The sequence below is a fragment of the uncultured Neptuniibacter sp. genome (genome assembly GCF_947498015.1).
In the GTDB taxonomy this organism is placed as follows: domain Bacteria; phylum Pseudomonadota; class Gammaproteobacteria; order Pseudomonadales; family Balneatricaceae; genus Neptuniibacter.
Window position 1 is genome coordinate 53286 of the sequence record NZ_CANMIR010000011.1, and the last position, 25307, is coordinate 78592.

The window sequence follows — 25307 nt, forward strand, 5'->3', positions numbered from 1 at the left end:
GATGAGCCGAGCCTTTAAAGAAACATATTCTGAAATTAAAACCGCCAGCCCGATGAAGCGTCTGGGCGCGTTTGTGTATGACATGATGCTGATCATCGCCCTATTGATGGTTTCCACCGGCATCATCACCATGGGATTTAATGATGGGGAATCTGTCGAAGGACCGCTGTTCCAATCCTTTCTCTTTGTTTTGGTTTATCTCTTCCTATCCTACTTCTGGATGCGCAACGGTCAGACACTAGGGATGCTGGCCTGGCGTTTACGTGTCCAGACCACCGAAGGGTATCGCCTGAACTTTACCCAATGCCTGCTGCGTTACCTGGTCGGCTGGATCTCACTCCTGTGCTGCGGTGTCGGTTTCTTATGGATGTTTATCAGTAAGCAGAAGATGGCCTGGCACGATATGGCTTCAAGCAGCCATGTGGTGGAGTTACCCAAAAACGCCAAAATCCTCGAATGAAAAAAAGACATAGCTCAGGCTATGCTTTTTTTTGCAGCAATCGTCAAACTACTTGGCCCGGTTCAACAACCAGAAGCCGATGCCCACACATATCAGGATTGGGATCATCACCGCTATAAACGGGGAGAAACCAAACACAGCACTGGTTGGCCCCAGCACATCCTGAGTCAGTTTAAACGCCAGCCCAACGATAATTCCGGTGATCAGCCGCTGCCCTAAAGTCACACTACGCAGTGGCCCGAAGATAAACGATACTGCAACCAGCACCAGCGCAAAGATCGCCAGCGGCAGCAACACCTTAGTCCAGAAGGCAACACGATACTGCGATGATGCCAGCCCCTGCTCTGTCAGATAATCACTGTAGGCAAGTAAACCGGTAATCGACAGGTTTGCTGGCTTCACCATAACCACTTTGAGCAGCTCTGGAGTTAACCCACTCTCCCAGACCTCCTCTTTCACGCGCCCGGTTTCGACTCTCGCTTGCGATGGGTCTGAAACCGCATGCGCGTCATCAAATCGAGTCTCCCGAATACTGCTCAGGAGCCATTTACCCTCTTCATAGTGACCTGTGCGAGCGAAGCTAGAACGCGCCAGTGTCAGATCATCATTAAATTCATAGCGGGTCACTCCTTTAATCGAGCCATCAGGCAGTACGGCATTAATATGCAAGAAGGTCATCTCATCACGATGCCAGACCCGGCTCGCATCATGGATCGCACCATGACCGGTTAACATCACCTGACGATGACTCTGTGCGCGCTGCTCTGTGTGTGGAACGACAAACTCACCCAGACCCAGTGCCAGCAAAACAATCAACAGAACCGGCTTCATGACCGCAGTGATGATCCCCATTGTGGAGACCCCTGCAGCACGCATCACTGTCAGTTCAGAGCTGGACGCCAGAATCCCCAAACCCAGAAGGCAACCGATCAGGCTAGAGAGTGGGATAAACTCATAGAGCCTGCGAGGTAGCGTCAACAACACGTACTCGACCGCGGCTGAGAAACTATAATCCCCCTTAACCTCTTTGAGTTCTTCAACCAGTGCAAACAACATATCCAGCCCTGCCACTACCAGCAGAACTACCAGAAAACCACCCAGCACATGTCGTGCTATATAGATATCGAGTAACTTCATGAGGCTTTTTTCTTCCAGGGCTTAGGTATTGAAGGCATCGGTATCTGGTTGTACAGACGGTTCCAGAATCGGCCAAACAGGATCATATTGACCGCCAGTACAACAAACAGAATATGAACCATCCAGATTGCAACAGGGGCAAGGTCACCCTCTCCCACCCGGCTTGTCATATTACTCAGTACAGTAATGTAGGTCAGATAGATCAAGATCGAAGGCACCAATCGAGCAAAGCGTCCCTGACGGGGATTCACCCGGCTCAGCGGTACCGCCAACAATGTCACCACCAATGCCAGCACCGGAAGAGAGAGCCGCCAGTTCAACTGAGCCCGAGAGGAAGCGTCATCAGAAGCCCACAACACAGAGGTAGGCAGCGCCTCGACTTTATCGTAACGGATCTCATGGTTTTTCCGCTTAATCTCCGCACCGTAGCGTTCAAAGCCCAGTTCAATATAGTCAGCCTGTCCGGGCACTCCCTCATACCTGTAACCATCCTGCAGCACCAGAAAGCGCTGATCTCGCTGTGCGTCCGTCAGGGTGGTTCCGGTTTGCGCCATCGTTATCTGCAGGCGTTTATTGCTGTTATTACGGTCAGCCATAAAGATCATGCCAAGCTCACCATTCTCTCCGACTGAATCGGTATAGGTCACTCTTGCACTGCTCTTCTGCTTCTGAAAGCGCCCGGGTACGAGGCTTTCCAGCTCACTGCGATTCTCCTGCTGATCAAAGATCTGATTGGTTTGCGCTGCACCATAAGGCGACACCCAGATTGAAAGGATGCCGACAACAAACGCCACCACTAACGCAGGTCCCATCGAATAGGCGACCAGGCGTTTCTGGCTCATACCGCAGGCTTCCAATACCGTCATCTCACTCTCCAGATAGAGACGGCCATAGCCCAACAGGAATCCCAGAAACAGCCCCAGAGGCAGAATCAGCTCAAGAAAACCTGGGAGTCGATACCCCATAATGGAAAATAAAACACTGGGATCTAACTCCCCGACCGCCGCTTTAGACAGATACCTAACAAAGCGGCCACTCATGATGATGATCAGCAAAACCGCACTGACGGCCAGCATGCTGAGAAGTACTTCGCGAGCTAAATAACGAAAAACGATCACTCTAAGTCCTTGCGAAAACTGTTACCAACCTAAAAATGGTTTATATTATTGGCCTTTGCAGCGGATCAGATTAGCAAAGCCCGATATCCTTGATAAAAAGTATCGGCATTATCCTTTAATCCGCCATCTTTGTCTCGTTTAGGCGGCAGTAAGCCGTGAGTTTGGAGTCAGCATGGATTTTGAAATTGTAAGCGGTGATATCGCATCACTTGAAACCGAATGTTTAATCATTGCTATTGAAGCAGAAAACACGCTCTCCCCGGCTGCGAAAGCCGCCGACGATGCCAGCTCCGGCTATATTAGCGAGATTCTGAGTGGCGGCGATATCAGCGGTAAAACCGCACAGACTCTGCTGCTGCATAAAGTACCAGGTCTCAGCGCCAAACGTATTCTGTTACTCGGCGTGGGCAAAGAGGAGGAGCGAAACAACCGCAACTTCCGAAAATTGATCAAAGCCGCAATGGGCGTTGTCAAAAGCACCGGCGTCAGCAGCGCAACCTTTGCACTGAACGCTGTACTGACTGATGACAGCGATCAGTATCGCCAGCTGCGTCATCTGGTTGAGTGGTCTGGCAGTGAGCTCTACAGCTACGATGAAACCAAGAGCAAAAAAGCCGACCCACTAAAACTGGATCAGATCGCCATTCTGGTGGATGACAACGATGCAGATCTGGCTGAAACAGCCCTGCTTGACGGGACTGCAATCGTTAACGGAACCAGTATTGCTCGTGATCTCGGCAACCTGCCGGGTAATATCTGTACGCCAACCTATCTGGCAGATCAGGCGCTGGAACTGGATGATGAGTTTGATGATCTGACCGCAACCATCGTAGATGAAGAGGAGATGACTGAGTTAGGTATGCACTGCCTGCTTTCAGTGGGCCACGGCAGTGAACAGCCCTCCAAGCTGATTGTGATGGAGTATAAAGGCGGTGAAGAGGGTGAAAAACCGCACGTATTGGTCGGTAAAGGGATCACCTTTGATACCGGCGGTATCTCCCTGAAACCCGGCGCGGGCATGGACGAGATGAAATTCGACATGTGCGGTGCTGCCAGCGTATTTGGTGCAATGACCGCGATCTGTGAGATGGCGCTACCGATCAATGTAGTGGGTATTGTCGCTGCAGCGGAGAATATGCCGAGTGGCCACGCAACCAAACCGGGCGACATCGTAACAACCATGTCCGGTCAGACCGTTGAGATTCTGAACACTGATGCTGAGGGCCGTCTGGTACTCTGCGATGCTCTCACCTACGCAGGCAGATTTGAACCCGCCTCTGTAGTGGATATCGCTACCCTGACCGGTGCCTGCATTATTGCACTGGGTCACCATGCAACCGGCGTTCTTGCCAACAATGATGATCTGGCAGCTGAACTGCTGCAGGCGGGTGAACAAGCGGCCGATAAAGGTTGGCAACTACCGCTTTGGGATGAGTTCCAGGAGCAGCTGGATTCCAACTTTGCGGATATCGCCAACATCGGTGGGCGCCCTGCGGGCACTATCACTGCTGCTTGCTTCCTCTCCCGCTTTACCAAAGAGTACCGTTGGGCTCATCTGGATATTGCTGGCGTTGCCTGGAACAGTGGCGGCAAGGATAAAGGTGCAACAGGCCGTTGCGTACCGCTTCTGACCCAATACCTGCTCAATCAGGCAGCGGAAGAGGAATAATCCAGTCGGATTAACCACTATGACCAGTAAAGCTGATTTCTATGTGTTGCCCTCCAGCGATCCCGATGCCCGGGGTCGCTTTCTCTGCCGTCTGGTAGAGAAGATCCGTGCATTAGGCCACACCATCTACATTCAGGCACCGGATGAAGCGGAAGCCAACCATATTGATCAGCTACTCTGGGAGTTCCGCCCGGATGCTTTTATCCCGCACAGCTTACTGAGCGAGCAACTCAACAGCGGTATCGAGATCGGCTGGGCTGAACAGCGTCCAAGCCATCGGGATGTTTTTATCAATCTGCACTTGGAGATACCTGAAGATGCGCTGCAGTTTGATCGCATTCTGGAAGTAGTGGTGCAGAGCGAGGATATTCTGACCGCGACACGCGCGAACTATAAGCGTTATCAAGCGAATAATATTCCGATCGATATGCATGATATGCGCAAGAGGGCCTGACGAGGCTTGATCCTCCTTATTCATTTCGCGGTGGGAGACCGCTCCCACTCACAGCGCCTTTTTGTAGGAGCAGTCTCCCACCGCGAATTCCCATAGCGAGTCCTAGGAACGATCCCCCACTGCGAAACCTCACAACGTTTTTGTAGGAGCGGTGTCCCACCGCGAATTCACGCAACCACGGTCCATTTACCTCCTGTTTTTTTATGCGCCCGGGTCTCCTCAATCAAAAACTTCAGCCAGCGGATATAAGGTGTTCCGCCAGTCCCCTGCGGATCGTTGCAGCGGCGGGCGATATATTTGATCGCCCAGTGGTAATGCACCTCTCGGAAACAAGCCATCAGCTCTAATACCGCATCAAACTTTTCTGAGTGTGCCAGCGGTTTCAGGTCAGGCATCGCCCGCACCTGCTCCAGAAGCATTCGATGATCCGCTGGCATATAGCGGCGCATATCGTAAAGGTGGCGCGTTAGCTTGTTATCCTGATGCGGAATCTTCATGAGTTCGGTGAGGAGCGGCATGATCGAGCTTTGCGCGCCTGTTTCTCCCCGAAAACTGATCGGCTCAATGTTTACCCCTTCATACACGACCTCCCTGAACTGACCGATATAGGGGCGAAATTTGGAGAAGTAGAGCTCATCTGACATCTTTTCAGGGATACGCTGCAGTACCTGAATAATCTGCGTTAATGCTGCTGCGATCTCATCCAGTGCCGTATCAATTTGAGCAGGCCCGACCTCCCCATTCAGTGAGACAACCGCTTTAAGGATATCGGCCGCCAACGCTTCTATCTCAACATGAACAAGAATAAACCAGCGCTCATCGTAGAGATGGACAAAGTTCTGGATAGTATCGATATTCCCTAACGCAACCGGTTTACGGATATTGAACCGGCGCCAGTTATACAGCGCATAGCCGTCATAGCTCAGGATCGGCGGACGCTCCAGTAAATTTGAAATTTTTACTAAAGGCCGCGCCAGATTCGCAGGCAGTGAGTGGCAGGCGGGTTGCCCAATCTGATTGATATACCCTGAGGCGATAAACCCCAGCCTCAGGTAGTACAGACAGGCTTGAGGCCAGAGATCGTCCGGGATATTGACATAGGACCAGTCTGGCACAAAGACACGCCGCAGATAGTCCCGCGCATCTTTTTCCAATAGCAGGCTGGGTAACATCCGCCCAACCTCATCCAGTACCTCATATCGTTCCCCCAAAACGATCTCGGTAGCGGGATCTTCGCAAGGTAAAAAACCACGCGTGGCATAACACTGTTTCATGTTTCGCCCTCCGCTTAATCGTAGATACCTTAAGTATAGGAGTAACTACACCTAAACAGGCTGTATGATTGCGAAGACACATGACTAACATGCAAATAAGCTCCTCTGCGTTTGGCTTTTCCAAACGACTGACAAATCAACGCTTGAGCCCCCTGAAAGGCACAGCCGTTCTCGTAGCGTAGCGTACGTATACACTGTATAATGCCGGGTTTATTCGCGCCGTCCCAAACTGACCGGACGGCCCTAAATTCGACAGTTTTTCAGAAGAATCAGAGCGCAATGGATACCACTTACCAGCCGCACGAAATCGAGAAGTCCCTGTACAAAAATTGGGAAGATAAAGGTTACTTCGCCCCATCCGGTGAAGGTGACTCTTACTGCATCATGATTCCACCGCCGAACGTCACCGGTAGTCTGCATATGGGACACGCGTTCCAGCATACGATCATGGATGCGCTGACCCGTTACAAACGTATGCAGGGCAAGAACACATTGTGGCAGGTCGGTACCGACCATGCGGGTATCGCGACACAGATGGTCGTTGAACGCAAACTGGCGGCAGAGAAACAGCAGACTCGCCACGATCTGGGCCGTGATGCCTTTATCGAAAAGATCTGGGAGTGGAAAGAGGAATCCGGTGGCACCATCACCAATCAGATGCGCCGCCTGGGTAACTCCGTCGACTGGCCATCTGAGCGCTTCACCATGGACTCCGGTTTCTATCACGCGGTTCAGGAAGTGTTTATCCGTCTGTATGACGAAGGACTGGTATACCGTGGTAAGCGTCTGGTTAACTGGGATCCTAAACTGCACACCGCAATCTCAGATCTGGAAGTCGAGAACAAAGAAGTTAAAGGCAAGATGTGGTACCTGCGCTACCCACTGGCCGATGGCGCTAAAACTCAGGCGGGTGAAGATTACCTGGTTGTCGGTACTACACGTCCGGAAACGATGCTGGGTGACACCGGTGTTGCGGTAAACCCGGAAGATGAGCGTTATAAAGACCTGATCGGCAAAGAGATCATCCTGCCGCTGGTTGGCCGTCGTATCCCAATCGTTGGCGATGATCACGCCGATATGGAAAAAGGTACCGGCTGCGTAAAAATTACTCCTGCGCATGACTTCAACGATAACGAAGTGGGCAAGCGTTGCGGTCTGCCAATGATCAACGTCCTGACCTACAACGCCGATATCCGTGATGAAGCGGAAGGCTTCAACACCGACGGCACACCGAACAACGAGATCGACACCACCATCCCGGAAAAATACCGTGGCATGGAGCGTTTCGCGGCGCGTCGTGAGATCGTAGCTGATTTCGAAGCAGCTGGTCTGCTGGTTAAGATCGAAGAGAACGACATGACGGTACCTTACGGCGACCGTGGTGGTGTTGTTATCGAGCCTATGCTGACTGACCAGTGGTTTGCCGATGCTAAAACGCTGGCAAAACCTGCGGTTGAAGCGGTAGAAAAAGGCGATATCAAATTTGTACCGCAGCAGTACGAAAATATGTACAACGCCTGGATGCGCGATATCCAGGACTGGTGTATCTCCCGTCAGCTGTGGTGGGGCCACCGTATCCCAGCCTTCTATGACAATGAAGGCAACGTATACGTAGCCAACGACAAAGAAGCAGCCCGCGAGAAATACGGTCTGGACCCAGAAGTTGAACTACGCCAGGACGACGACGTACTGGACACCTGGTTCAGCTCCGCCCTGTGGACCTTCGGCACACTGGGCTGGCCGGAAAACACCCAGCGCCTGCAGACGTTCCACCCGACCGATGTACTGGTGACCGGTTTCGACATCATCTTCTTCTGGGTGGCGCGCATGATTATGATGACCATGCACTTCATGAAAGATGAAGAGGGCAACCCACAGGTACCGTTCAAAACCGTTTACGTTACTGGTCTGATCCGTGACGAAAACGGTGACAAAATGTCCAAGTCCAAGGGTAACGTACTCGACCCGCTGGATATGATCGACGGTATCGAACTGGATACCCTACTGGAAAAACGTACCGGCAACATGATGCAGCCACAGCTGGCTGAAAAGATCGGCAAACGTACCAAGAAAGAGTTCCCGGAAGGGATTCAGGCCCACGGTACCGATGCCCTGCGTTTCACTCTGGCAGCACTGGCCTCTACCGGCCGTGATATCAACTGGGATATGAAACGCCTGGAAGGTTACCGTAACTTCTGTAACAAGATCTGGAACGCTGCCCGTTACGTGTTGATGAACACCGAAGGGGAAGACTGCGGTCAGAACGGCGGTGACGTAGAACTGTCACTGGCAGACCGCTGGATCAGCAGCCGCCTGCAGAGCGTTGAAGCCGAAGTAGTTAAACACTTCGACGAATACCGTTTCGATATGGCCTCCAAAACCCTGTATGACTTTATCTGGAACGACTACTGCGCATGGTATCTGGAACTGTCCAAACCTGTACTCTGGGATGACAACGCCTCCGCTGAAGCCAAGCGTGGCACCCGCCGCACACTGGTGCGCGTACTGGAAACCATCCTGCGCCTTAGCCACCCGATCATGCCGTACATCACGGAAGAGATCTGGCAGCAGGTGAAAGGTCTCGCCGGTGTTGAAGGCGATACCATCATGACCCAGGCCTACCCAGTTGCGAATACCGACAAGATCGACACTGACGCTGAAGCTGAAATTGAATGGCTGCAGGGCGTGATCACCGGCGTACGTAATATCCGCGGTGAGATGGGTATCTCCCCTGCCAAAGAGCTGGACGTACTGTTCCAGAACGGCGGCGAACTGGATCAGCAGCGTCTGGAAGCTAACCGCACCTTCCTTTCCAAATTGGCAGCCCTGAGCAGCATCACCTGGTTGAATGCTGGAGACGAAGCGCCAATGTCAGCAACTCAGCTGGTAGGCGATATGGAAGTACTGGTACCTATGGCCGGCCTGATCAACAAAGATGCTGAACTGGCCCGTCTGCAGAAAGAGCTGGATAAACTGCAGAAAGAGATCAGCCGCGTTGAAGGTAAGCTGGGTAATGAGAAGTTTGTTTCTAATGCACCGGAAGCCGTTATCGCCAAAGAGCGTGAGAAGCTGGCGGGTTCACAGGCTGCGTTTGATAAACTGAAAGAGCAGTACGGAAAGATCGAAGCCCTCTAAGGCTTCGACTTTCAACAGCCAAAAAAGCGATTTAGTCATAAAAAGCCCAGATCTCGGTCTGGGTTTTTTTCTGTCTGGCGCTACCTGTTATTCGGTGAGATCAAACTCAAACACACGGTAAGAATTTTTACCGGCCTTCTTAGCGGCATACATCGCTTCATCTGCCTGAGAGATTAACTCATCCGCCTCGACATCCTCATCCTGAGGGTAGATTGCCACCCCGATACTGACAGAAACCTGTATCAGATCCCCATCAATCTCAACGGGTTGTGAGGTCACATCCAAAAGGCGTGAGAGGATCTGTTCACCATCCCCCTCTACCGAAAAGTCATGTAGCGTCGCAATGAACTCATCCCCGCCAATTCGGGCCAGCGTATCCTCCTGACGCATCGTTTCACGCATCCTCATGGCAAGACTCGACAGAAGCTTATCTCCTGTTGCATGGCCGTAGGTATCGTTGACCGCTTTAAAACCATCCAGATCAAGAAAGACCACACCCAGTTTTTTCGTATAACGTTTCGCCAGCGCCATCTCCTGCTGCAGACGCTGATAAAACAGAATACGGTTGGGTAACCCGGTGATCACATCAAAATGGGCGATCTGCTCCAACCTGTGCTGATACTCTTTCTGCAACGTGATGTTTGAGAAGAGCCCAACGTAGCCCTCAAGCGCACCCGTTGTATCATGCACCGCGCCAATGGTTAGCTGGACCGCATATTTGGTTCCGCTCTTGTGACGATTCCAAACCTCTCCCTGCCACTCACCGCGCGACTGTAGTGCGCTCCACATCTCAGTATAAAACTCGGGACTCTGCGAGTTGGATTTCAACATCCGGGTATTTTTACCGATAATCTCTGCACGGGAATAGCCGGTCATCTGCTCAAATGCAGTATTTACATCGAGAATCGTCCCCTGCCTGTCTGTGAGCGAGATCCCCTCCCGCGTGTTGGCAAAAACGCTCGCAGCCCGCCGTAGGTTCTCTGCATTTCGGGATAACTGAATGTTACGGCGATACAGCAACAGCGAAAGAAACACGATCACACTAATACAGATCGATAAAAGCACAACCGCTAACTGATGCTTTTCCAGAATATCAGCCAGGGTAAATTCAGGTAGCTGATCATAGGGGGGAACACGCAGAGCACGGGCTAAATTCTCCACCGACAGATAATCCTTCGGTGGATCAAAACCGCCAATTCTGGCGGCCTGAGCAGCGGGGTGGTACATATCCAATGCCAGTAGAGCAGAGGCGACCTGACGGATCTCTCTATCCTGCAACCGGGGCAGCGCCAATAACGGCCATTCGGGATAAAGATCAGTAGAGAGTGCGAACGGAAACGTATCGACCGCTTTAGGGCTGAGTACCTTTACCTGACTGGCTGTAAGCTGTCCTGCTTTGACCATCGCCTCAAGCACACCACTACGGATAAAACCAACATCGGCTTTACCCTCAACCACCGCAGTAACCACCTTATTATGTTTTTTTAGAAATTCGATATTGCCGCTGAGTTCAACACCCTGCTGCATAGCTTCATAAACCTGCGCCTGATACCCCCCTAATGAGCGCGGATCTGCGGCTACCACATGCTTATCAACCAGATCATCCAGCCCATCGATCTGGGCATTATCCGCACGGGCGATGATCACCCCACCAAAGGAACTCACAGGTACACTATTACGCAGCACAACCTGCGTCAGCATCGCACCGCTCAGATTATGATGGATCCGGAGTTTAATAAAATGGCTGGGGTTGGTAAGCAGCAGATCGATACGCTGATTGGCAATCGCCTCCTCAACCTGATCCCCCTCATATGAGAGTGGTAATAAGCGCACATCACGACCGGAAAGGGACTCACTCAGATAGTTTGCTAAGGGTTGATAGCGCTCAATCATCTGCTCTTTAGGCAGGTACGCCAGAATACCCAGCGTAAGCGGCTCAGCAGCCTGAACAACTTGCACAACCAGCAACAAACACGCGGCCAAAACCAACCTAACAGACCGACCAATAGCAGACATTCTCAGAAACAGATTAAGCATACAACGCAATGATTCAGACTACAGACATGACAATTAATGAAGTATAACTCAAAAATAGCACCACCCTTCAGCCTGAGATCAAGCAATTACGGGGTTATTGCGTAGTAAAGTGAAAAATTTTCTTGGTTGGGATTGGGTAGGCTCATCGACAAAAATGCTGAACTGGCACGCTTGCAGAAAGCTCAGCAGAAACTACAAAAACGCTGTTACAGCTGAAACTACTTTGAAATCACTATAGTCAAATAAAAAATCTCCTTCACAATCCTTAAATATCTCACCAACAGGATCATTTCAAAATTCGTTACTTGATGACATATAAATCCCCCTCATACTCATAAAAAGGTTAGAGATATCTTATTATCTAACCGACCCACCAACCTCATCAATCTTAACTTCTTCAATATTATAATTTTGATATTAAGGTAAAACTTTGTCCTTATATTTCCCAGGAATTTTAGACGAAGCACTAATAACTAATCCATCATTTTCAATCTTTGATTGTTTTTCAATATCTAAGGCGATCTCATAATTAACCGACCTTCGATACAAAAAACTGGCCAACACCAGAGAACCAATAACCAAAGATAGTTGTACCCAGAGCAATTTGGGGTCATAAAAAACTATCATCGTAATTGTTTGGATAGCACAAACAAACAGCACTAAAAGTGGGTACCACTTATCTACACAATACCCAATTTTTCTACTTCTGCCTTTAGGTACCTGTATACATTTATCAAACTCTAAAAAGTTACTAGCTCTGCGGAGCTGATTAATTGTTAAGTCACCTTCACTTTTTTCGAGAAGTTCAGCGTAAATTTGGCGCGTATACCTATCACCAGGAATCCCGGTAACATTCATAAAGAGAGTACGATTCATATCTTCAACCAATACGAACCTGACTTCATCTGATAGATTTTCAATTTCTAGGGCAGTCTTGATATGGGAGACTTTTCGCTCTTTCTGCTTCCATGCAAATTCTGAGAGATTTCTCAGAACAGCAAATAGTCCAAAAACAAATGCTAAAGCTAGAACTTGCCAGCTGCTTTCGCCAAAGAAAGCACTCAGTATTGCAGGCCAACTAGTCATGACCACATCCTAAGCATGAGCCCCAAAACCGAGCGGCTGAGGTTTTAAGATGTTCCGCACTCCTCACTAATGGAGTGTTTAGCCATTCACGGCTAATTAAAATACCCTTCACGTCAATTCCCTTTGCATCAGTTCTAATGCACTTTACCCATTACACGTTTTTTACCCATGGTTCCCGCCAGATCAACCAAACGTTCTTCACGGTAGACTTGCACAGCTATGGGATCACCCTCTTTCAGGCCTTTGTAGGCTCTAAAGATATCCCTTGCAGTTACTTGTTCTTTACCTTGCCAGGCAGTGATAATGTCACCTTTCTGAATACCAAGCTGATCTGCTATCTCTCCTGGCTCTATATAACTCACCATGGGCAACGGCACACTGTTTGGACTGCCAATCGTCACATTAAAGCGATACTCGCCCTTCTTTGGATACGGCGGTGCCTTCATGTATTTCTCAAAATACATGTCACCACGTTTCACTCTGACATAGATATCCAGCCCGGGGCGTACTTTTTCCATGCGGCTGCTTATAGTTCTTTGCCCCGGCATCTCTATACTCTCCCACTGTATAATCACGTCCCCTTTTTTAAAGCCCTGTTTCTCCATAAAGCCACCCTGTTTAGGGAAACTGCGAATGACAGTCCCTTCTGGTGTATAGGTTAAGCCCATTCCATAACTGCGATAATAAGGAATACCTTGGTGTTCAAACTGTTCCCCACCGGGGCGAACAAAATTGAGGTGTTTAAAGCCAAAGTTATATTTCGCGATACCGGACATTTCATAACGCCCATAGTGGAGATACCAAACATTGCCAAAAGTATGCCCCAGCGCATTACCCAGTGTTTTGAGGTCCAGTCGCCATTTTCCATCAACCCCTTTTTCAAACAGGAAAGGGTCACAACCACGATTGCTCAGTGCATGATTTAAGACGGCACGTGTGCCAGCTTGATCGTAGATAACATGCTCGGCCACACAGCGACGATAGCGTTTGATGGTATTGTCCATTTGGGCGGCACTACCCACCATCTTCTGCATGTGCGTTTTGGTTTCATCGGTGAAGATATCAAGATCCCAGCGTCCGTTTCTCTGCATCATTGAGTTAAAGAAACGCTGCAATGTTTCTTCCGGGGTGTCCGCTGCCAGCACATCAGGTTTACCCTCCACAAAAGTAAGGTCACGTCCTGCATCAATACCCGCTTTGGCTGATGCTCCTCCCCCAGTGCTGTCTCGTACCGATGAGGGATCAAACTCAATTCCCTCCTGAGCTTGTATGGCTCTTGTCCTAATCAGTTCACTGGTTGCAAAGATTCCATCATCTACACGCCCCAGATTAAAAAATGGAACCATTTGGCGGTGTTCGAGGTAGGATATGAAGGCATCTGTGTAGACAGATTCGAGATTACCGGAGACTTCAATTCGTAGCTGATCTTTCACGGGGTCAATGACGAGCAACATCCCTTTCCCGGTTTTACTGTGACGACCCACCTCCTCTTCCTGAAACGTTTTCCAGGTAAATTGGTTGATATCTTCAAGATTATTTGCCGTAAATACGCGGTAGTCCATATCGAAGCGGCGTAATAGCATCTGGTGGTATTCACCAATATATTTTTCATCTTCGATCGTGAGAAGCTCTGCCTGATCATCCACCAGGCGACTGGATAACCCAACCTCCTGCTGAATCATCTCAAGATCTATAGAGTCTCGATCAAGGTAGGTATAGCCTGCATAACCGGCGGTGGCGAATAGGATTACCAATAAGATTGTGATCCGCATTTTCGTTCCTGAAATTATTTAGTGAAATCCGTTTACGTGGGTACGCATCAGTTGTAGTCGACCTGAACAGCCTCACGCGCCCCTTGTTCAGATTGGAAATAGGCTTTGCGCTGAAAGCTCCCCATTCCGGCAAACCAAACACCAGGAATGGTTCGGATACCGCTATTAAATGCTTCTACTTTTTGGTTGAAGTTATAGCGGGCAACATTGATACGGTTTTCAGTCCCTTCAAGCTGGGCTTGTAGCGCCATCATTTGGTCGTTTGCACGAAGATCTGGATACGCTTCTACTGTGGCTAACAGACGCATCATCAAACTACCTACTTTGCTTTGGGCTGCCTCAAAGTCCTGTAAAAACGCTTCCGATGATAACCCGGTTTTAAGATCACCAGTGGATAGGGTCTTCGCATCAGATTCGGCTTTCACCAACTCAGACACTAAGGTTTTCAATGTGTCCTGATCACCTTGACGCGCATCAATCACTCGCTCCAGTGTTTCCCTCTCATGGTCCATATACGCTGAGGCCGTTTTAACCAGATTTGGAATAAGATCTGCTCTACGTTGGTAGTTACTCTCTACTTGAGCCCAGGCACCAAAAACTTCCTCCTCTTTATTTACAATTCCGTTATAGAAATAAATAACTCCCAACAGAGGAAGTATTAAGAAAAAAGCAACCGCTAGAAGAGTTGATAATGTAGAGTTCATAGCACCCTCATTTCCTGTTTGATTCAGTGTATTGGATACGTCAACAGCTGTCTGAGTCGCCTCTGCGGTCTGAGCTAAACTGCCAAACAGCAAAACAACTAACGTCCCAGCTAAGCAAAAGGCATTTGATTTAAAGAGGTTCTGACAGTGAATTAGATAGCTTGCAAATAAATCAGCATCAATGGAACGAGCCAATTTGTAATACAAGGCGTTACAACTGCTGTTTGTATACTGACGAGTAGTAAAAATACCCAGCCCAATAACAGATAAGATCAGAATTCCTTCCATCGTCATTCCCTCTGACGCTTATAATCCACGGCCACCTTGGCCTTGATTCAAACACTATGCCTTGCACTATCCCCCAGAGCAACTACACGAAGTGATAACACCCGATTCCCCTATAAATACCGAGGCTATTTCGCTCTCATCTTGTGCTAGCATCGGTGGCTATTGAATCGTCATCGGACCTTTAACTGGTGGCAAAGTTTATTAAAGGAATCCCCATGTTAACTATTTATGGTAGCCCTCAGTCCAGTGCCGGTCGTTGTTTCTGGTGCCTTGAGGAAGCGGGTGTTGAGTACACCGCTCAATCGATCGATTTTCGTGCAGGTGAGCACAAGGCTCCTGACTTTCTGAAGGTCAATCCCAACGGTAAGGTACCGGCGCTGGTCGACGGTGATTTCACCATCTGGGAGTCGCTGGCGATCAATAACTATATCGCTGAAGCTTATAAACCCGAGCTGCTGGGTAACACTGTTCAGGAGCGCGGGTTGGTGAGTCAATGGAGTATCTGGTCGGTAGCGGATCTGCAGGCACCGTTGATTCAGGCGTTTATCCAGCTGGTCTTTGTGCCGGAACCCAAGCGTGATGCATCGATCATCGAAAGCTCTTTTGAGAAGCTACCACCCTTACTGAGTACGCTGGAAAGCTCTCTGGCTGATAAAACCTATCTGGTAACGGAGCGCTTTACGTTGGCGGATCTGAATGTCTCTTTCGTCGTAGCGATCTGTGATGCGGTGAGATATGACCTCTCCGAATATCCGAATATCAATGCGTGGCGCGAGCGGATTGGCGAGCGGGAGGAGACGCAACGCTATCAGGCGCTGTGTAAATAGTAATCCTCTTCTGATAAGTGCTATTTAAGGCCCGGAGACACTCCACTCTCCGGGCTGCAATACCCCTCTTTAACCCGGCAAGACCCGTTTCAGCTGTGCGCTCAGCCAGCCATGGCTACTCACCAGCAAAATACCCAAGATAATCAGCCCTGCACCGATAATAAAGTTGGGTTCGATCTGTTCATCCAGCCACCAGTGGCCGAGTAATACACCCAAAACCGGTGTCATAAAGGAGAGGATCCCCAGCTGCGAGGCTTGATAACGGGTTAACAGCCAGAACCAGAGCAGGAAGGCGAGAAACGCCACACCGATACCGTGATACGCCAGGCTCATCATCACTTCAAAGGTCAGGTTCACATCGGTCTGGCCGCTCCAGAAAGACCAGAAGGTGAGAACGATAAATGCCATCACCAACTGATAGAACAGCACCTGTTTGGCGGGTAGTGCCGCCAACCCGGTGGCCCTGACCACCACAGTGGTCGCTCCCCAGGCAGCACCGCCCAGCAGTGCCAGCAGATCCCCCATCAGTACGGCTCTGTTTAGCTCCGTCTCATCATCACCCAGAAAAGCCAAACTCATTCCGGCAAAAGCGAGCATAATGCCCAGCCACTGTAGCCGGTTCATCCGCTCACTGGCTATTTTGATATGCAGGCCGATCGCCGCAAAGATTGGCGAGGTATAGAGCAGTACGATCGCATGGGAGGCACTGGTATAGCGTAACGCCTCCCCAAGGAAGAGAAACTCGACGGTAAATAACACCCCGATCCAGATCGCAGGGCCACGGTTCTCGGGCGCTAAACGCACCTGTGTCGCTTTCGATCGGATAAGCAGCATCAGTAACATCGCCGCAATGCCATAACGCAGACCGATCTGAAACACCGGTGCGATATCCGCAGCCACCGCTTTCAGTACGACCTGCTGTGAAGCCATCACCATGCAGAACAGCAGCATGCAGCTGAAAGCAAAAAGATCGAGCGGTTGGCGAATTCCCATGTAGCATCCTCGGGGTTGATCGTCTGTAAGACTCTATGGCGGCAGAAACTAACGATATCACTCGGATAAGACAAGCGATAATTCAGATAGACCGCAACTCGACCCACTCACTTCAGCTGAATACAAGGTATCAATCCGCATAGCGATCGATCGGTTTCCTGCAAGCTAAGGCATCGGCCCCCCGCGTGTAGTTCGCAACCAGAATTCCCACCACCACAATCATAAAGCCTGCCCAATCAACTGCCGTTGGTACCTGATCAAACAGCGGCCAGGCGATCAGTGCTGCTGCCACAGGAACACCGTAAAAAACACTGGCGACCTGACTGGCACTGTTTCTTAGTAGCAAGATATAGAGCAGACTCAACGCCCCGATAGATACCCCCACCGCCATCCAGAAGATCGCGATTACCAGATCCAGATGCCAAACCAGCTCACCCGATTCAAATAACCAGCCCAGAAGCAGCATCAATGGCAGCGTTGCCAACACCTGAATCGCACCACCACTGATCAGGTTCATATCGGCGCAGTGTTTTTTCTGGATCAACTGTCCGGCCGTTAACCCTATCAGAGAGAGCAACGCCCATGACAGATTGATCACGCTAATCCCTTCAACAGCCAGCCCATCGGCAACCACCAGCGTCACGCCCAACACTCCTATAAACAATCCAATCCAGCGTTGTTTACCGACTTTTTCACCCAGATAGGGGCCCGCCAGAACCGTCACCAACAGCGGCTGTAGTGCGATAATCAACGCACTGACTGCCGGTTTCATCCCCAGATAGAGGGCATAAAACACCCCCACTGAGAACACCCCCTGCATCATCAGGCCACTGAGCAGTAGCCAACCAGGTTGGCGTGGCCAGGTCGCATCCAGCAATATAGCGGCCACAACCAGCAGCCCCCCCGCCAGGGCAAAACGCATCGCCAGAAATGTGAACGGTTCACTGTAAAGAAGCCCAAGCTTCGCCCCGACAAAACCAGAGCCATAGATCACAACAAACAGAAAGCACAGCATCACTGACTGCATCGATCGGTTTTTCATCCCCTTTCACTCCCACAGTCAGTGACTGTTTCATCTGCCTATTTTTACATACCAGTAGGTACAATTTAGTTGAATAAAAAAACGTGCAGCAAAACACGTTTTCTCAGGTTGATCTCTGAGCTGTAGGCCCGACTCAATTGAGGCGCTGAACCGCCAGCAATCCGATAAAGGTTTCACAAGCAGCGGTCACTACTCCCGCCTGAACCACTGCCCGACCATAAACAAAACTGCCCTGAATCACACTGACGGTGGCCGTTGCCAATCCGTCTGGTGAACACTCCGGCTGAAGTTTCCCCTCAGCTTGCGCCTTCGCGTATAACGCAGACAATCCCTGATGGATCGCAACAAAATAGCGTTGCAGCGGGGCAATCAGTGCCGGATCTTCAACCGAAGGGTCCTGAACAATTCGCCCCATGCGGCACCCTTTAAGCGCATCTCTCGGCAAAAGTAAGTAAGCACTGACTTTGTCCAGCCAGTCGCCCTCAGTTGACCTGATAATCTGCTCAAACTCAGCGATCAGCTCATCCGCCCGGGATTCCATTGCAGCAATCGCCAGATCTTTTTTACTTTTAAAGTGATGGTAGAAACTGCCCTTCCCAACCCCACTGCGCTCCAACACATGGTTGGGGCTGGTTGCATCATAACCACGCTCCCAAAGCAGCTGTTTCATCGTATCCACTAACAGATCACGGGTAGTCGCCATACTTTTCCTGCTCTACTAAAAACTGAGACACCAAACATACTAGTAGGTACAAACAGTTTATTCAAGCTCTTCTATTGAACTTTTTGCCAGATATTATTCCCTGCAGATACAGGCATACTGATCACTTTCTCATCAATTATGGATGATAACGATGCGCCCTCAATCACTTTTCACAACGCTCACCCTCACTACCCTCTGTACCCTTTATGCTGGCAGCGCATCTGCTTACGGCATGATGGGTAACAAAAAGGGGGGCGGCGGAAAAAAACAACAGCAGGCGGAACAGCAGGAGATGCAGGGCCAAGGAACCCCTGAGATGAGAGCAAAGGCTAAAGCCTTTATTCCACCCAAAGCCACCCGAGAGATGATGAAACGTTTCGGCTTTATCGCCACCGGCCTGTCACCGGTTTACCCTGAAACATTCAGCTGTCCACAGATGGGTTCCGGTTTCGCGACCCCTTACCGAACCGATGGTTCATCCCGCAGCCGTCGGTTCTTTCAGGGCCTGCATGGCGGTTTCGATATTCCTCAGGCTAAAGGGGTCCCGCTGATCGCCATGGCCGATGGCGAACTGATCCTTCGCCATGAGGGGCAGGCAGACGGTATCGGTGGTAAAGGGATCTGGATGCGGCATAGCCCCGAACAGACAGGCCTCGATAAGTGGCTGTTTATTGAATATAAACATCTGGATAAGCTTCCTGATCTTGAAGAGGGTGCCATGATTCGAATGGGTCAACCGGTCGGGGAGACCGGCAACAGCGGCACCACTGGAGGGCATTATGGCGCAGCTGGGTTTTATCATCTGCATATGACCGCATTCTGGAGTGACTCACCGGAGTTCAGCTTTAAACGCGTTCTGATTCCAAAAGAGGGAGAGTGGCTTGACCCGTTGGCACTGTTTCGTGGAGGTTCACTGGATTCAAATCAGCTGAAGGCTCTGCCATCCGATCAGAAAGCAGTGCCGATCCACTTTATCTCCAGTGATGGCAGTTTTCATCCAGCAGGCACCCGTATTATCTGGCCCTATGCCTGCTCACCTAAAAGTTGACGGAAGACATCAGAGGCGCCCAAAGGGTGCTCCCCTTTGGCAGGCGAGATCGCATCAGGCTCCGAGATTACGCGCTGTATCGTTTCATACACCTCGATACCATACCTGTGCTCCACAGGGATGGAGACAGGACCTAACTGCGCATACCGTTGAGCCGCCTGTATGAAAATATTCTGATTCAGTTCAATCAGGTACTGGTTGAACTCTGCCTGTTCCAGATCAGCCTCGGTTCGCTGTTCAACCCGTTCAGCCACCAACTTCTCATACGCCGATGGGCTGATCTCGACAACTATACCCTCCTGCGGTTCCACCGAGGGAGTATCAGTTGGCTGGGTCACACTCGCAACCGGTTCAAGATCAGGTTGCGAGACGGGAGTAACAGGCGCTAAAGGAGTTATATCGGCCATATTTTCTCACTCAACAGCCCTTAATACAGGCTGTTTACTATATGACCAGAACGGGACCTCCTAAGTTCAGTTCTACTCGACTCCCTAAACCAAACAGTAATTACTGCCTATTCTGTCGCCACCTTGGCAAAGGTGGCGAGTGCGCCAGAGACCTTTTTAAGAACCTCCTCACACCCTTCAATACTGTGTCGCTCCGCCAGATAGGCCGGATCGTTATAGCTTAACCAAACGGCACCCTCCTCATCCTCCCAGATAAGCGCTTTTTGCGGTAGATCGATCGCGACACGTTGCACACACTGCATCAATGGGGTGCCCACTTTCGGATTGCCGAACAGAATAAGCTCTGTCGGACGCAGCGTTTTACCTACACTGGCTGCACCCTCACTGTGGCTGATCCGATTAAACACGGTCATCCCTTTGGCTTTCAGTACTGTTTCCAGCTTCTCAGCTGTGGCACTTACACCGTGCAGACTTTTCACATCGACCATTCCTTCTGCAGCCGCTGCCGTCGTAGACAGCCCCACGGCTGCCAGAAAAACTAACCATAGATAACGCATTTTCAAACCCTCCCTGAACGTTCGTTATTTACTTCAGCTTAGTTCCGACACGGGTATAGGTAAAAAGTTGCAGTATAGTTTCTGAACACGTACAGAAGTTGGGCATCACCTGTTGCATAGACCAGGTGAACCAGAGTTGAGGTAGGAACATATGGCGGTGGGATCAAGGGCTCATCAGTATAGCCGTCTATGTACCTGACTACTCATATTCCCTGAAAATGGACTCGGCCCTATCGCGATCAACGGGTTTACCAAAAAGATAGCCCTGGGCTTCGTGACAGCCTGCATCTGCAAGAAAACAGGCTTGCTGCTCTGTTTCCACACCCTCTGCGATTACAGTTAACCCCAGACTCTGCCCCATGGCGATAATCGCTTTCGAGATCGCCATATCATTGGGATCATCGGGTATATCCCTGATAAACCCCTGATCAATTTTGAGTTTATGTACGGGCAACTGCTTCAGATAACTCATTGATGAATAACCGGTACCAAAATCATCAATCGATAAGGTCACACCCAGATCGCGAACCCTTTGTAGCTGTTCAGCAGCCCGATCCTGCTGCTTCATGATGTAATTTTCGGTGACCTCCAACTCCAGATACCGGGCAGGGAGCCCCGCTTCTTTCAGGGCGGAGTTCACCATTCCTACCAGATCACCCTGCTTGATTTGCGGGCCAGCGATATTGACAGCAATCCGCCCAAAGTTAACCCCTTTATCCAACCATGTTTTTGCCTGGATACAGGCCATCCGTAAAACCCATCGACCGATCTCAAGGATCAGACCTGACTTTTCAGAGAATGGAATAAAATTCACCGGCAAGACCAGCCCTTTTTCAGGGTGATTCCAGCGGATTAAAACCTCTGTACCGATGATTTTGTTGTCTTTGAGGTTGATCTGGGGTTGGTAATAAAGCTCAAACTCCTCTTTTTCAATCGCCTGTCGCAGGCTATTTTCCAGCACCACCCTCTCCACTGCATTGGAGGTCATCTCCTTCTCGTAAAACTGGAAGGTGTTTCTGCCAACCTCCTTCGCACTGTACATCGCAGCATCAGCATTCCGCAGCAACTCTTGCGGCGTACTCGCCGCCAGTGGATAGAGGCAGATGCCCATACTAGCGGTGATATTGATCCGCTGTTCCGCTAACACCATCTCTTGTTGGAATTCACGTAGTAGCTCCCGTACAACCTGCTCAACATCATGAACCTGATGCACATCCTCCATGATGATGATAAATTCATCGCCACTCACACGTATAACCATGTCACTGGCTCTTACATTTTTCACCAGTTTCTGAGCGGTTTGTTGCAACAGTTGATCACCCACATCATGACCGAAGCTATCGTTGATAATTTTAAAGTTATCCAGATCAAAGAAGATAACGGCGAGCGACCTGTTATGTCGTTTAGCCCTCTCAATTGCGAATGCCAGATGTTCATTCATGTGCAAACGGTTTGGTAGACCGGTTAATGTGTCATGATGAGCAAGCCGGTAGAGTTCATCTTTTGTGCGTTTTACGTCACTAATGTCACGAATCACACAGACAATCTCGTTGTTGAGAGGGATCCGGTTTAATCGGGCATCAAAGTGACGTAACTCATGATGGACTGGTAGGGAGTATTCAAAAACCAGCAGTTGATCCTGCTCATTCATCTCATGGAGTTTAGACTGGAAAAGCTGACCCGCCTCGCCGGGTAGTACCTCCTGCATTTTCTGGCCAATAAAATTCTCGGGCGAAGTGTATAACTCCCCTTTATTCTGTGACTGATAATCCAAAATGGTACCATCGGATGACATCCTGAAATATAGATCGGGTAGGGCTTCAAAGAGACTTTTCAGCTCCGCGTTATAGCGTAATCTTCCCTCTTCTGCCTCTTTTCGCTCAGTGATATCCTGAACAAGCCCCACCATTCGATCAGCCAGATTTTCCTCATCAAGCTCATGCCCACCAGCAACCCAGATCCAACGAACGATCCCATCAGCACGCTGAATTCGACACTCAAAATTCCAGTCACGCTTTAACGCCAGCGCGTCTCTAAATGTACGATCGACTTCCGCACGGTCCTCAGAAAGAACATGCGCCAGTAATCTCTCGTAATTCCACTCCGGTTGCAGTGTTTCATATCCAAAAATTTGATCGTTTTCGAGGGTATGGTTGGCTGACAGATCATCCAGACTGAGATCCCAGAAACCGGTATGGCTGCGATTCAGTGCAAAATCCAGACGGTGCTGGCTTTTTTTCAGAGCTAATTCGGTACTTTTCTGCTCAGTAATATCATCGATGATCCCCTCGAGCATCTCAGTACCATCTGCTGCGGCCCCAACATGACGACCTCGCTCCCAGACCCACCTGACCTCTCCATCTTTTCTCCTGATCCGGTAATTCACTTCGAAATGACTATTAGACCTGATCGCGCGCGCTACCTGCTTCTCAACATCAGGCATATCGGCAGGAAGGATGATAGCTCCGAATGATCCCAACTCAGCGGATTTAATCTCATCCGGTGTATAGCCTGTAATCGACAAACAGCTATCACTGATAAAAGTGATACTCCAGGGTGGTTTAGCATGACAGCGATACACCATACCGCTCAGGTTACCAATAAGCGTACTCAGCCTGCGTTCACTCTCAAGCAACTCCTCTTGGGTATATTTCTGAAGCGAGATATCGGTCTCAGTACCGGTCATCCTGATCGCCTCCCCCCTCTCATTCCATTGAGCTACACCCCGATCCAGAATCCACTTCCAACTACCATCTGAGACACGGATTCGATATTCAGCACGAAATGTCTCGGAACCTTTATTTAGGTGATCTTCCAGCTTTGATATCACATGGGGTAGATCATCAGGATGAATTCCGGAACGCCACTCTGTTTCGTCACCAGTGACCTGATCAGGGCTTAATCCTCTCATCTCGCACCAGCGATCCGAAAAATAGACACGTTTCTTCTTGAGATCCCAATCCCAGACCGCATCGTTTTCACCCTGAAGGATACGTTTGTATCGCCCTAAGTGTTTTTTGAGCTCGAGCTCAGCCTCAGTTTTCATTCCATCTCTCTATGTACAGCTGATCACAGATAATGGGAAGTTATATTCACCCCCTCTGATATACTAGTTGAAAATTCATAGACACCCTTTCTCATAAACTACTTAAATTTGCTTTTGCTGATCTGCGTACTCAATCAGATCAGGGGATAAAGGTTTGATAACCCCGCGCTGACATCGCTCTAATCTGATCAATGCGTGGCCAGAAATGAGCCTTCAGGCAGGCGTCCCTCCAGAGCTTTAAGAAAAGCCACAATAGCATCGACCTCATCGTCACTGATCGCTCTGTTGCGGTTGATATAAAACTGGCGTTGATCACTTCTCCAATAGACCTGACTGTCATCCTCCCCCTGATCACTCAATACTTTATCCAGCTGAACTGTCGCCATGATGCGCACAGCCTCCTCTAAAGTTTCAACAGACCCATTATGAAAGTAGGGAGCCGTCAGGCTGACGTTCCGGAGAGAGGGTACCCGCCATAAACCGCGAGCATGTTTTTCTGCTTTCTGATTCAAACCTTTGTCGGCTACAAGTTGATACTTCTTTTCATACTCCGGGTGACGGATTGATGGGAATGCCCGGTAAGCCGAGGTCTGGCTAAACACACTGGCTGCACTGAAGTTGGGACCGGAGTGACAGTGCTGACAACCACTGCTCTCAAACAACGCCATCCCCCTCTGCTGCTGAGGTGTCAGTGCAGTTTTGTCTCCCGATACGAAGCGGTCATAAGCACTATCCGGCGTGATCAGGGTTCGCTCAAAGGCCGCTATCGCTTTCGCAATATCTGCCGCCTCAATCTCATCTGATTCTGGAAACGCTTTACGAAAAAGCGGCGGGTACCGGCGCTGCTCACTCACACGGCGAACCACACTCTCCAGATCTGGCATCCCCATCTCGATCGGGTTTAGCAATGGTCCTAACGCCTGCTCCTCCAATGAAGCCGCACGACCATCCCAGAACAGGACCTGCTGAAATGCAGCGTTGTAGACAGTCGGCGCGTTGCGCGCTCCTCGCTGTCCATCAACTCCGATAGCATTTCTCTGACCATCACCCCCTCCCAGCCTAAGGTTTAAACCGTGGCAGCTGGCACAGGACACCGTCCGATCTGATGATAGGTTGTTATCATGAAACAGCATCTCTCCGAGGCGGATTTTCTCAGGTGTTTGCGGATTGTCTGCCGGTGTCGGTACCCTGTATGGAAGGGATTGCCAATTACTGACTTGCTCCGCATCATCGCGCGCTAACCTTTCAACTTTCTCAAGCCCTGGTCGCTCTGTATGAACACTCTGTTGTGTAACCGGGAGCCACTGAAGCATCGGCATAGAGTAAAAAGAGAAGAGTACGACAAAAAGAAGCTTCAGGCCGAACGCCATTACACCACCCCCTAGTGCCACAGAGAGCATCCACTGCATCCGGGCCTGCGGGGTTAACTCGCGTATCAACCCTATCACTACAAACAGAGCGATAAGGCTGAGCAACACGCCAAAAACCAGGAGTTCAATATCCCCGGAACTGAATCGATCACTCACACCTATTCTCCTTTCTGACCTCTG

Annotated in this window: 20 protein-coding genes; 6 read left to right on the forward strand and 14 right to left on the reverse strand. The window is 50.0% G+C overall.

The window, feature by feature from the left end:
• The first annotated feature begins 1 nt into the window (after window position 1).
• On the forward strand, window positions 2-460 hold the full coding sequence (locus Q0882_RS13320) for an RDD family protein (protein WP_299182580.1): 459 nt from the start codon (window positions 2-4) through the stop codon (window positions 458-460).
• A gap of 48 nt (window positions 461-508) precedes the next feature.
• Here Q0882_RS13320 and lptG read toward each other — a convergent pair whose 3' ends face one another.
• On the reverse strand, window positions 509-1597 hold the full coding sequence (gene lptG / locus Q0882_RS13325) for an LPS export ABC transporter permease LptG (protein WP_299182583.1): 1089 nt from the start codon (window positions 1595-1597) through the stop codon (window positions 509-511).
• Window positions 1594-2715, reverse strand: coding sequence for an LPS export ABC transporter permease LptF (gene lptF / locus Q0882_RS13330; RefSeq protein ID WP_299182585.1), 1122 nt, complete (start codon window positions 2713-2715; stop codon window positions 1594-1596). The genes lptG and lptF overlap by 4 nt, the downstream gene beginning before the upstream one ends.
• Window positions 2716-2887: 172 nt before the next feature.
• On the opposite strand from lptF, the gene Q0882_RS13335 reads away from it, so the two are divergent.
• Together Q0882_RS13335 and Q0882_RS13340 are read left to right on the forward strand one after the other, a co-directional pair.
• Window positions 2888-4384: a leucyl aminopeptidase gene (locus tag Q0882_RS13335; RefSeq protein ID WP_299182587.1), complete on the forward strand. Its 1497-nt coding sequence runs from the start codon at window positions 2888-2890 to the stop codon at window positions 4382-4384.
• A gap of 19 nt (window positions 4385-4403) precedes the next feature.
• Window positions 4404-4838 carry a DNA polymerase III subunit chi gene (locus tag Q0882_RS13340; protein WP_299182591.1) on the forward strand — a complete coding sequence of 145 codons (435 nt, stop codon included), beginning with the start codon at window positions 4404-4406 and terminating at the stop codon, window positions 4836-4838.
• A 167-nt stretch (window positions 4839-5005) separates the two neighbouring features.
• On the opposite strand, the gene Q0882_RS13345 is transcribed toward Q0882_RS13340, so the two are convergent.
• Window positions 5006-6112 (reverse strand): hypothetical protein, encoded by a 1107-nt coding sequence (locus Q0882_RS13345; RefSeq protein WP_299182593.1) that lies wholly within the window; start codon window positions 6110-6112, stop codon window positions 5006-5008.
• A 279-nt stretch (window positions 6113-6391) separates the two neighbouring features.
• Between Q0882_RS13345 and Q0882_RS13350 the strand changes: the two genes are divergently transcribed.
• Window positions 6392-9247, forward strand: a complete 2856-nt coding sequence (locus Q0882_RS13350; protein WP_299182595.1) for a valine--tRNA ligase — start codon at window positions 6392-6394, stop codon at window positions 9245-9247.
• 87 nt (window positions 9248-9334) lie between these two features.
• Here Q0882_RS13350 and Q0882_RS13355 read toward each other — a convergent pair whose 3' ends face one another.
• From Q0882_RS13355 to Q0882_RS13370, 4 genes are all read right to left on the reverse strand, one after another.
• Complete coding sequence (locus Q0882_RS13355; RefSeq protein ID WP_299182597.1) at window positions 9335-11263, reverse strand: diguanylate cyclase; 1929 nt, start codon at window positions 11261-11263, stop codon at window positions 9335-9337.
• A 438-nt stretch (window positions 11264-11701) separates the two neighbouring features.
• Window positions 11702-12370 carry a hypothetical protein gene (locus tag Q0882_RS13360; RefSeq protein WP_299182600.1) on the reverse strand — a complete coding sequence of 223 codons (669 nt, stop codon included), beginning with the start codon at window positions 12368-12370 and terminating at the stop codon, window positions 11702-11704.
• Between the two features lie 134 nt (window positions 12371-12504).
• The gene (locus Q0882_RS13365) at window positions 12505-14142 is read right to left on the reverse strand and encodes a TPM domain-containing protein (protein WP_299182603.1); all 1638 of its coding nucleotides are present in this window, start codon (window positions 14140-14142) and stop codon (window positions 12505-12507) included.
• Between the two features lie 47 nt (window positions 14143-14189).
• On the reverse strand, window positions 14190-15134 hold the full coding sequence (locus Q0882_RS13370) for a LemA family protein (RefSeq protein WP_299182606.1): 945 nt from the start codon (window positions 15132-15134) through the stop codon (window positions 14190-14192).
• Window positions 15135-15349: 215 nt separating this feature from the next.
• On the opposite strand from Q0882_RS13370, the gene Q0882_RS13375 reads away from it, so the two are divergent.
• The gene (locus tag Q0882_RS13375; protein WP_299182608.1) at window positions 15350-15961 is read left to right on the forward strand and encodes a glutathione S-transferase family protein; all 612 of its coding nucleotides are present in this window, start codon (window positions 15350-15352) and stop codon (window positions 15959-15961) included.
• Window positions 15962-16030: 69 nt separating this feature from the next.
• Here Q0882_RS13375 and Q0882_RS13380 read toward each other — a convergent pair whose 3' ends face one another.
• The 3 genes from Q0882_RS13380 to Q0882_RS13390 form a co-directional block, all read right to left on the reverse strand.
• Entirely contained in the window at window positions 16031-16954 is a 924-nt protein-coding gene (locus tag Q0882_RS13380; RefSeq protein ID WP_299182610.1) for a DMT family transporter, read from the reverse strand.
• Window positions 16955-17084: 130 nt separating this feature from the next.
• A complete protein-coding gene (locus Q0882_RS13385) occupies window positions 17085-17996 on the reverse strand; it encodes a DMT family transporter (RefSeq protein WP_299182613.1) in 912 nt (303 codons plus the stop codon).
• Window positions 17997-18129: 133 nt separating this feature from the next.
• Complete coding sequence (locus Q0882_RS13390) at window positions 18130-18699, reverse strand: TetR/AcrR family transcriptional regulator (RefSeq protein WP_299182618.1); 570 nt, start codon at window positions 18697-18699, stop codon at window positions 18130-18132.
• A 151-nt stretch (window positions 18700-18850) separates the two neighbouring features.
• Between Q0882_RS13390 and Q0882_RS13395 the strand changes: the two genes are divergently transcribed.
• Window positions 18851-19747 carry a M23 family metallopeptidase gene (locus tag Q0882_RS13395; RefSeq protein WP_299182621.1) on the forward strand — a complete coding sequence of 299 codons (897 nt, stop codon included), beginning with the start codon at window positions 18851-18853 and terminating at the stop codon, window positions 19745-19747.
• Here Q0882_RS13395 and Q0882_RS13400 read toward each other — a convergent pair.
• The 4 genes from Q0882_RS13400 to Q0882_RS13415 form a co-directional block, all read right to left on the reverse strand.
• Window positions 19723-20154 carry a hypothetical protein gene (locus tag Q0882_RS13400; protein ID WP_299182624.1) on the reverse strand — a complete coding sequence of 144 codons (432 nt, stop codon included), beginning with the start codon at window positions 20152-20154 and terminating at the stop codon, window positions 19723-19725. The two genes, Q0882_RS13395 and Q0882_RS13400, sit on opposite strands and share 25 nt — an antisense overlap.
• 107 nt (window positions 20155-20261) lie before the next feature.
• Entirely contained in the window at window positions 20262-20711 is a 450-nt protein-coding gene (locus tag Q0882_RS13405; protein ID WP_299182627.1) for a DUF302 domain-containing protein, read from the reverse strand.
• Window positions 20712-20910: 199 nt separating this feature from the next.
• Window positions 20911-23757: an EAL domain-containing protein gene (locus Q0882_RS13410; protein WP_299182629.1), complete on the reverse strand. Its 2847-nt coding sequence runs from the start codon at window positions 23755-23757 to the stop codon at window positions 20911-20913.
• Window positions 23758-23945: 188 nt separating this feature from the next.
• Window positions 23946-25283: a cytochrome c peroxidase gene (locus tag Q0882_RS13415; protein WP_299182663.1), complete on the reverse strand. Its 1338-nt coding sequence runs from the start codon at window positions 25281-25283 to the stop codon at window positions 23946-23948.
• Window positions 25284-25307 lie beyond the last annotated feature (24 nt).

Bases quoted from the DNA above. Each gene is read 5' to 3' on its own strand.
- Q0882_RS13340 (WP_299182591.1), top strand. From the start codon at position 4,404: ATGACCAGTAAAGCTGATTTCTATGTGTTGCCCTCCAGCGATCCCGAT.
- Q0882_RS13345 (WP_299182593.1), bottom strand. From the start codon at position 6,112: ATGAAACAGTGTTATGCCACGCGTGGTTTTTTACCTTGCGAAGATCCC.
- Q0882_RS13355 (WP_299182597.1), bottom strand. From the start codon at position 11,263: ATGTCTGCTATTGGTCGGTCTGTTAGGTTGGTTTTGGCCGCGTGTTTG.
- Q0882_RS13350 (WP_299182595.1), top strand. From the start codon at position 6,392: ATGGATACCACTTACCAGCCGCACGAAATCGAGAAGTCCCTGTACAAA.
- Q0882_RS13395 (WP_299182621.1), top strand. From the start codon at position 18,851: ATGCGCCCTCAATCACTTTTCACAACGCTCACCCTCACTACCCTCTGT.
- Q0882_RS13375 (WP_299182608.1), top strand. From the start codon at position 15,350: ATGTTAACTATTTATGGTAGCCCTCAGTCCAGTGCCGGTCGTTGTTTC.
- lptG (WP_299182583.1), bottom strand. From the start codon at position 1,597: ATGAAGTTACTCGATATCTATATAGCACGACATGTGCTGGGTGGTTTT.
- Q0882_RS13410 (WP_299182629.1), bottom strand. From the start codon at position 23,757: ATGAAAACTGAGGCTGAGCTCGAGCTCAAAAAACACTTAGGGCGATAC.
- Q0882_RS13405 (WP_299182627.1), bottom strand. From the start codon at position 20,711: ATGCGTTATCTATGGTTAGTTTTTCTGGCAGCCGTGGGGCTGTCTACG.
- Q0882_RS13385 (WP_299182613.1), bottom strand. From the start codon at position 17,996: ATGAAAAACCGATCGATGCAGTCAGTGATGCTGTGCTTTCTGTTTGTT.
- Q0882_RS13400 (WP_299182624.1), bottom strand. From the start codon at position 20,154: ATGGCCGATATAACTCCTTTAGCGCCTGTTACTCCCGTCTCGCAACCT.
- Q0882_RS13365 (WP_299182603.1), bottom strand. From the start codon at position 14,142: ATGCGGATCACAATCTTATTGGTAATCCTATTCGCCACCGCCGGTTAT.
- Q0882_RS13360 (WP_299182600.1), bottom strand. From the start codon at position 12,370: ATGACTAGTTGGCCTGCAATACTGAGTGCTTTCTTTGGCGAAAGCAGC.
- Q0882_RS13370 (WP_299182606.1), bottom strand. From the start codon at position 15,134: ATGGAAGGAATTCTGATCTTATCTGTTATTGGGCTGGGTATTTTTACT.
- Q0882_RS13320 (WP_299182580.1), top strand. From the start codon at position 2: ATGAGCCGAGCCTTTAAAGAAACATATTCTGAAATTAAAACCGCCAGC.
- Q0882_RS13390 (WP_299182618.1), bottom strand. From the start codon at position 18,699: ATGGCGACTACCCGTGATCTGTTAGTGGATACGATGAAACAGCTGCTT.
- Q0882_RS13380 (WP_299182610.1), bottom strand. From the start codon at position 16,954: ATGGGAATTCGCCAACCGCTCGATCTTTTTGCTTTCAGCTGCATGCTG.
- Q0882_RS13335 (WP_299182587.1), top strand. From the start codon at position 2,888: ATGGATTTTGAAATTGTAAGCGGTGATATCGCATCACTTGAAACCGAA.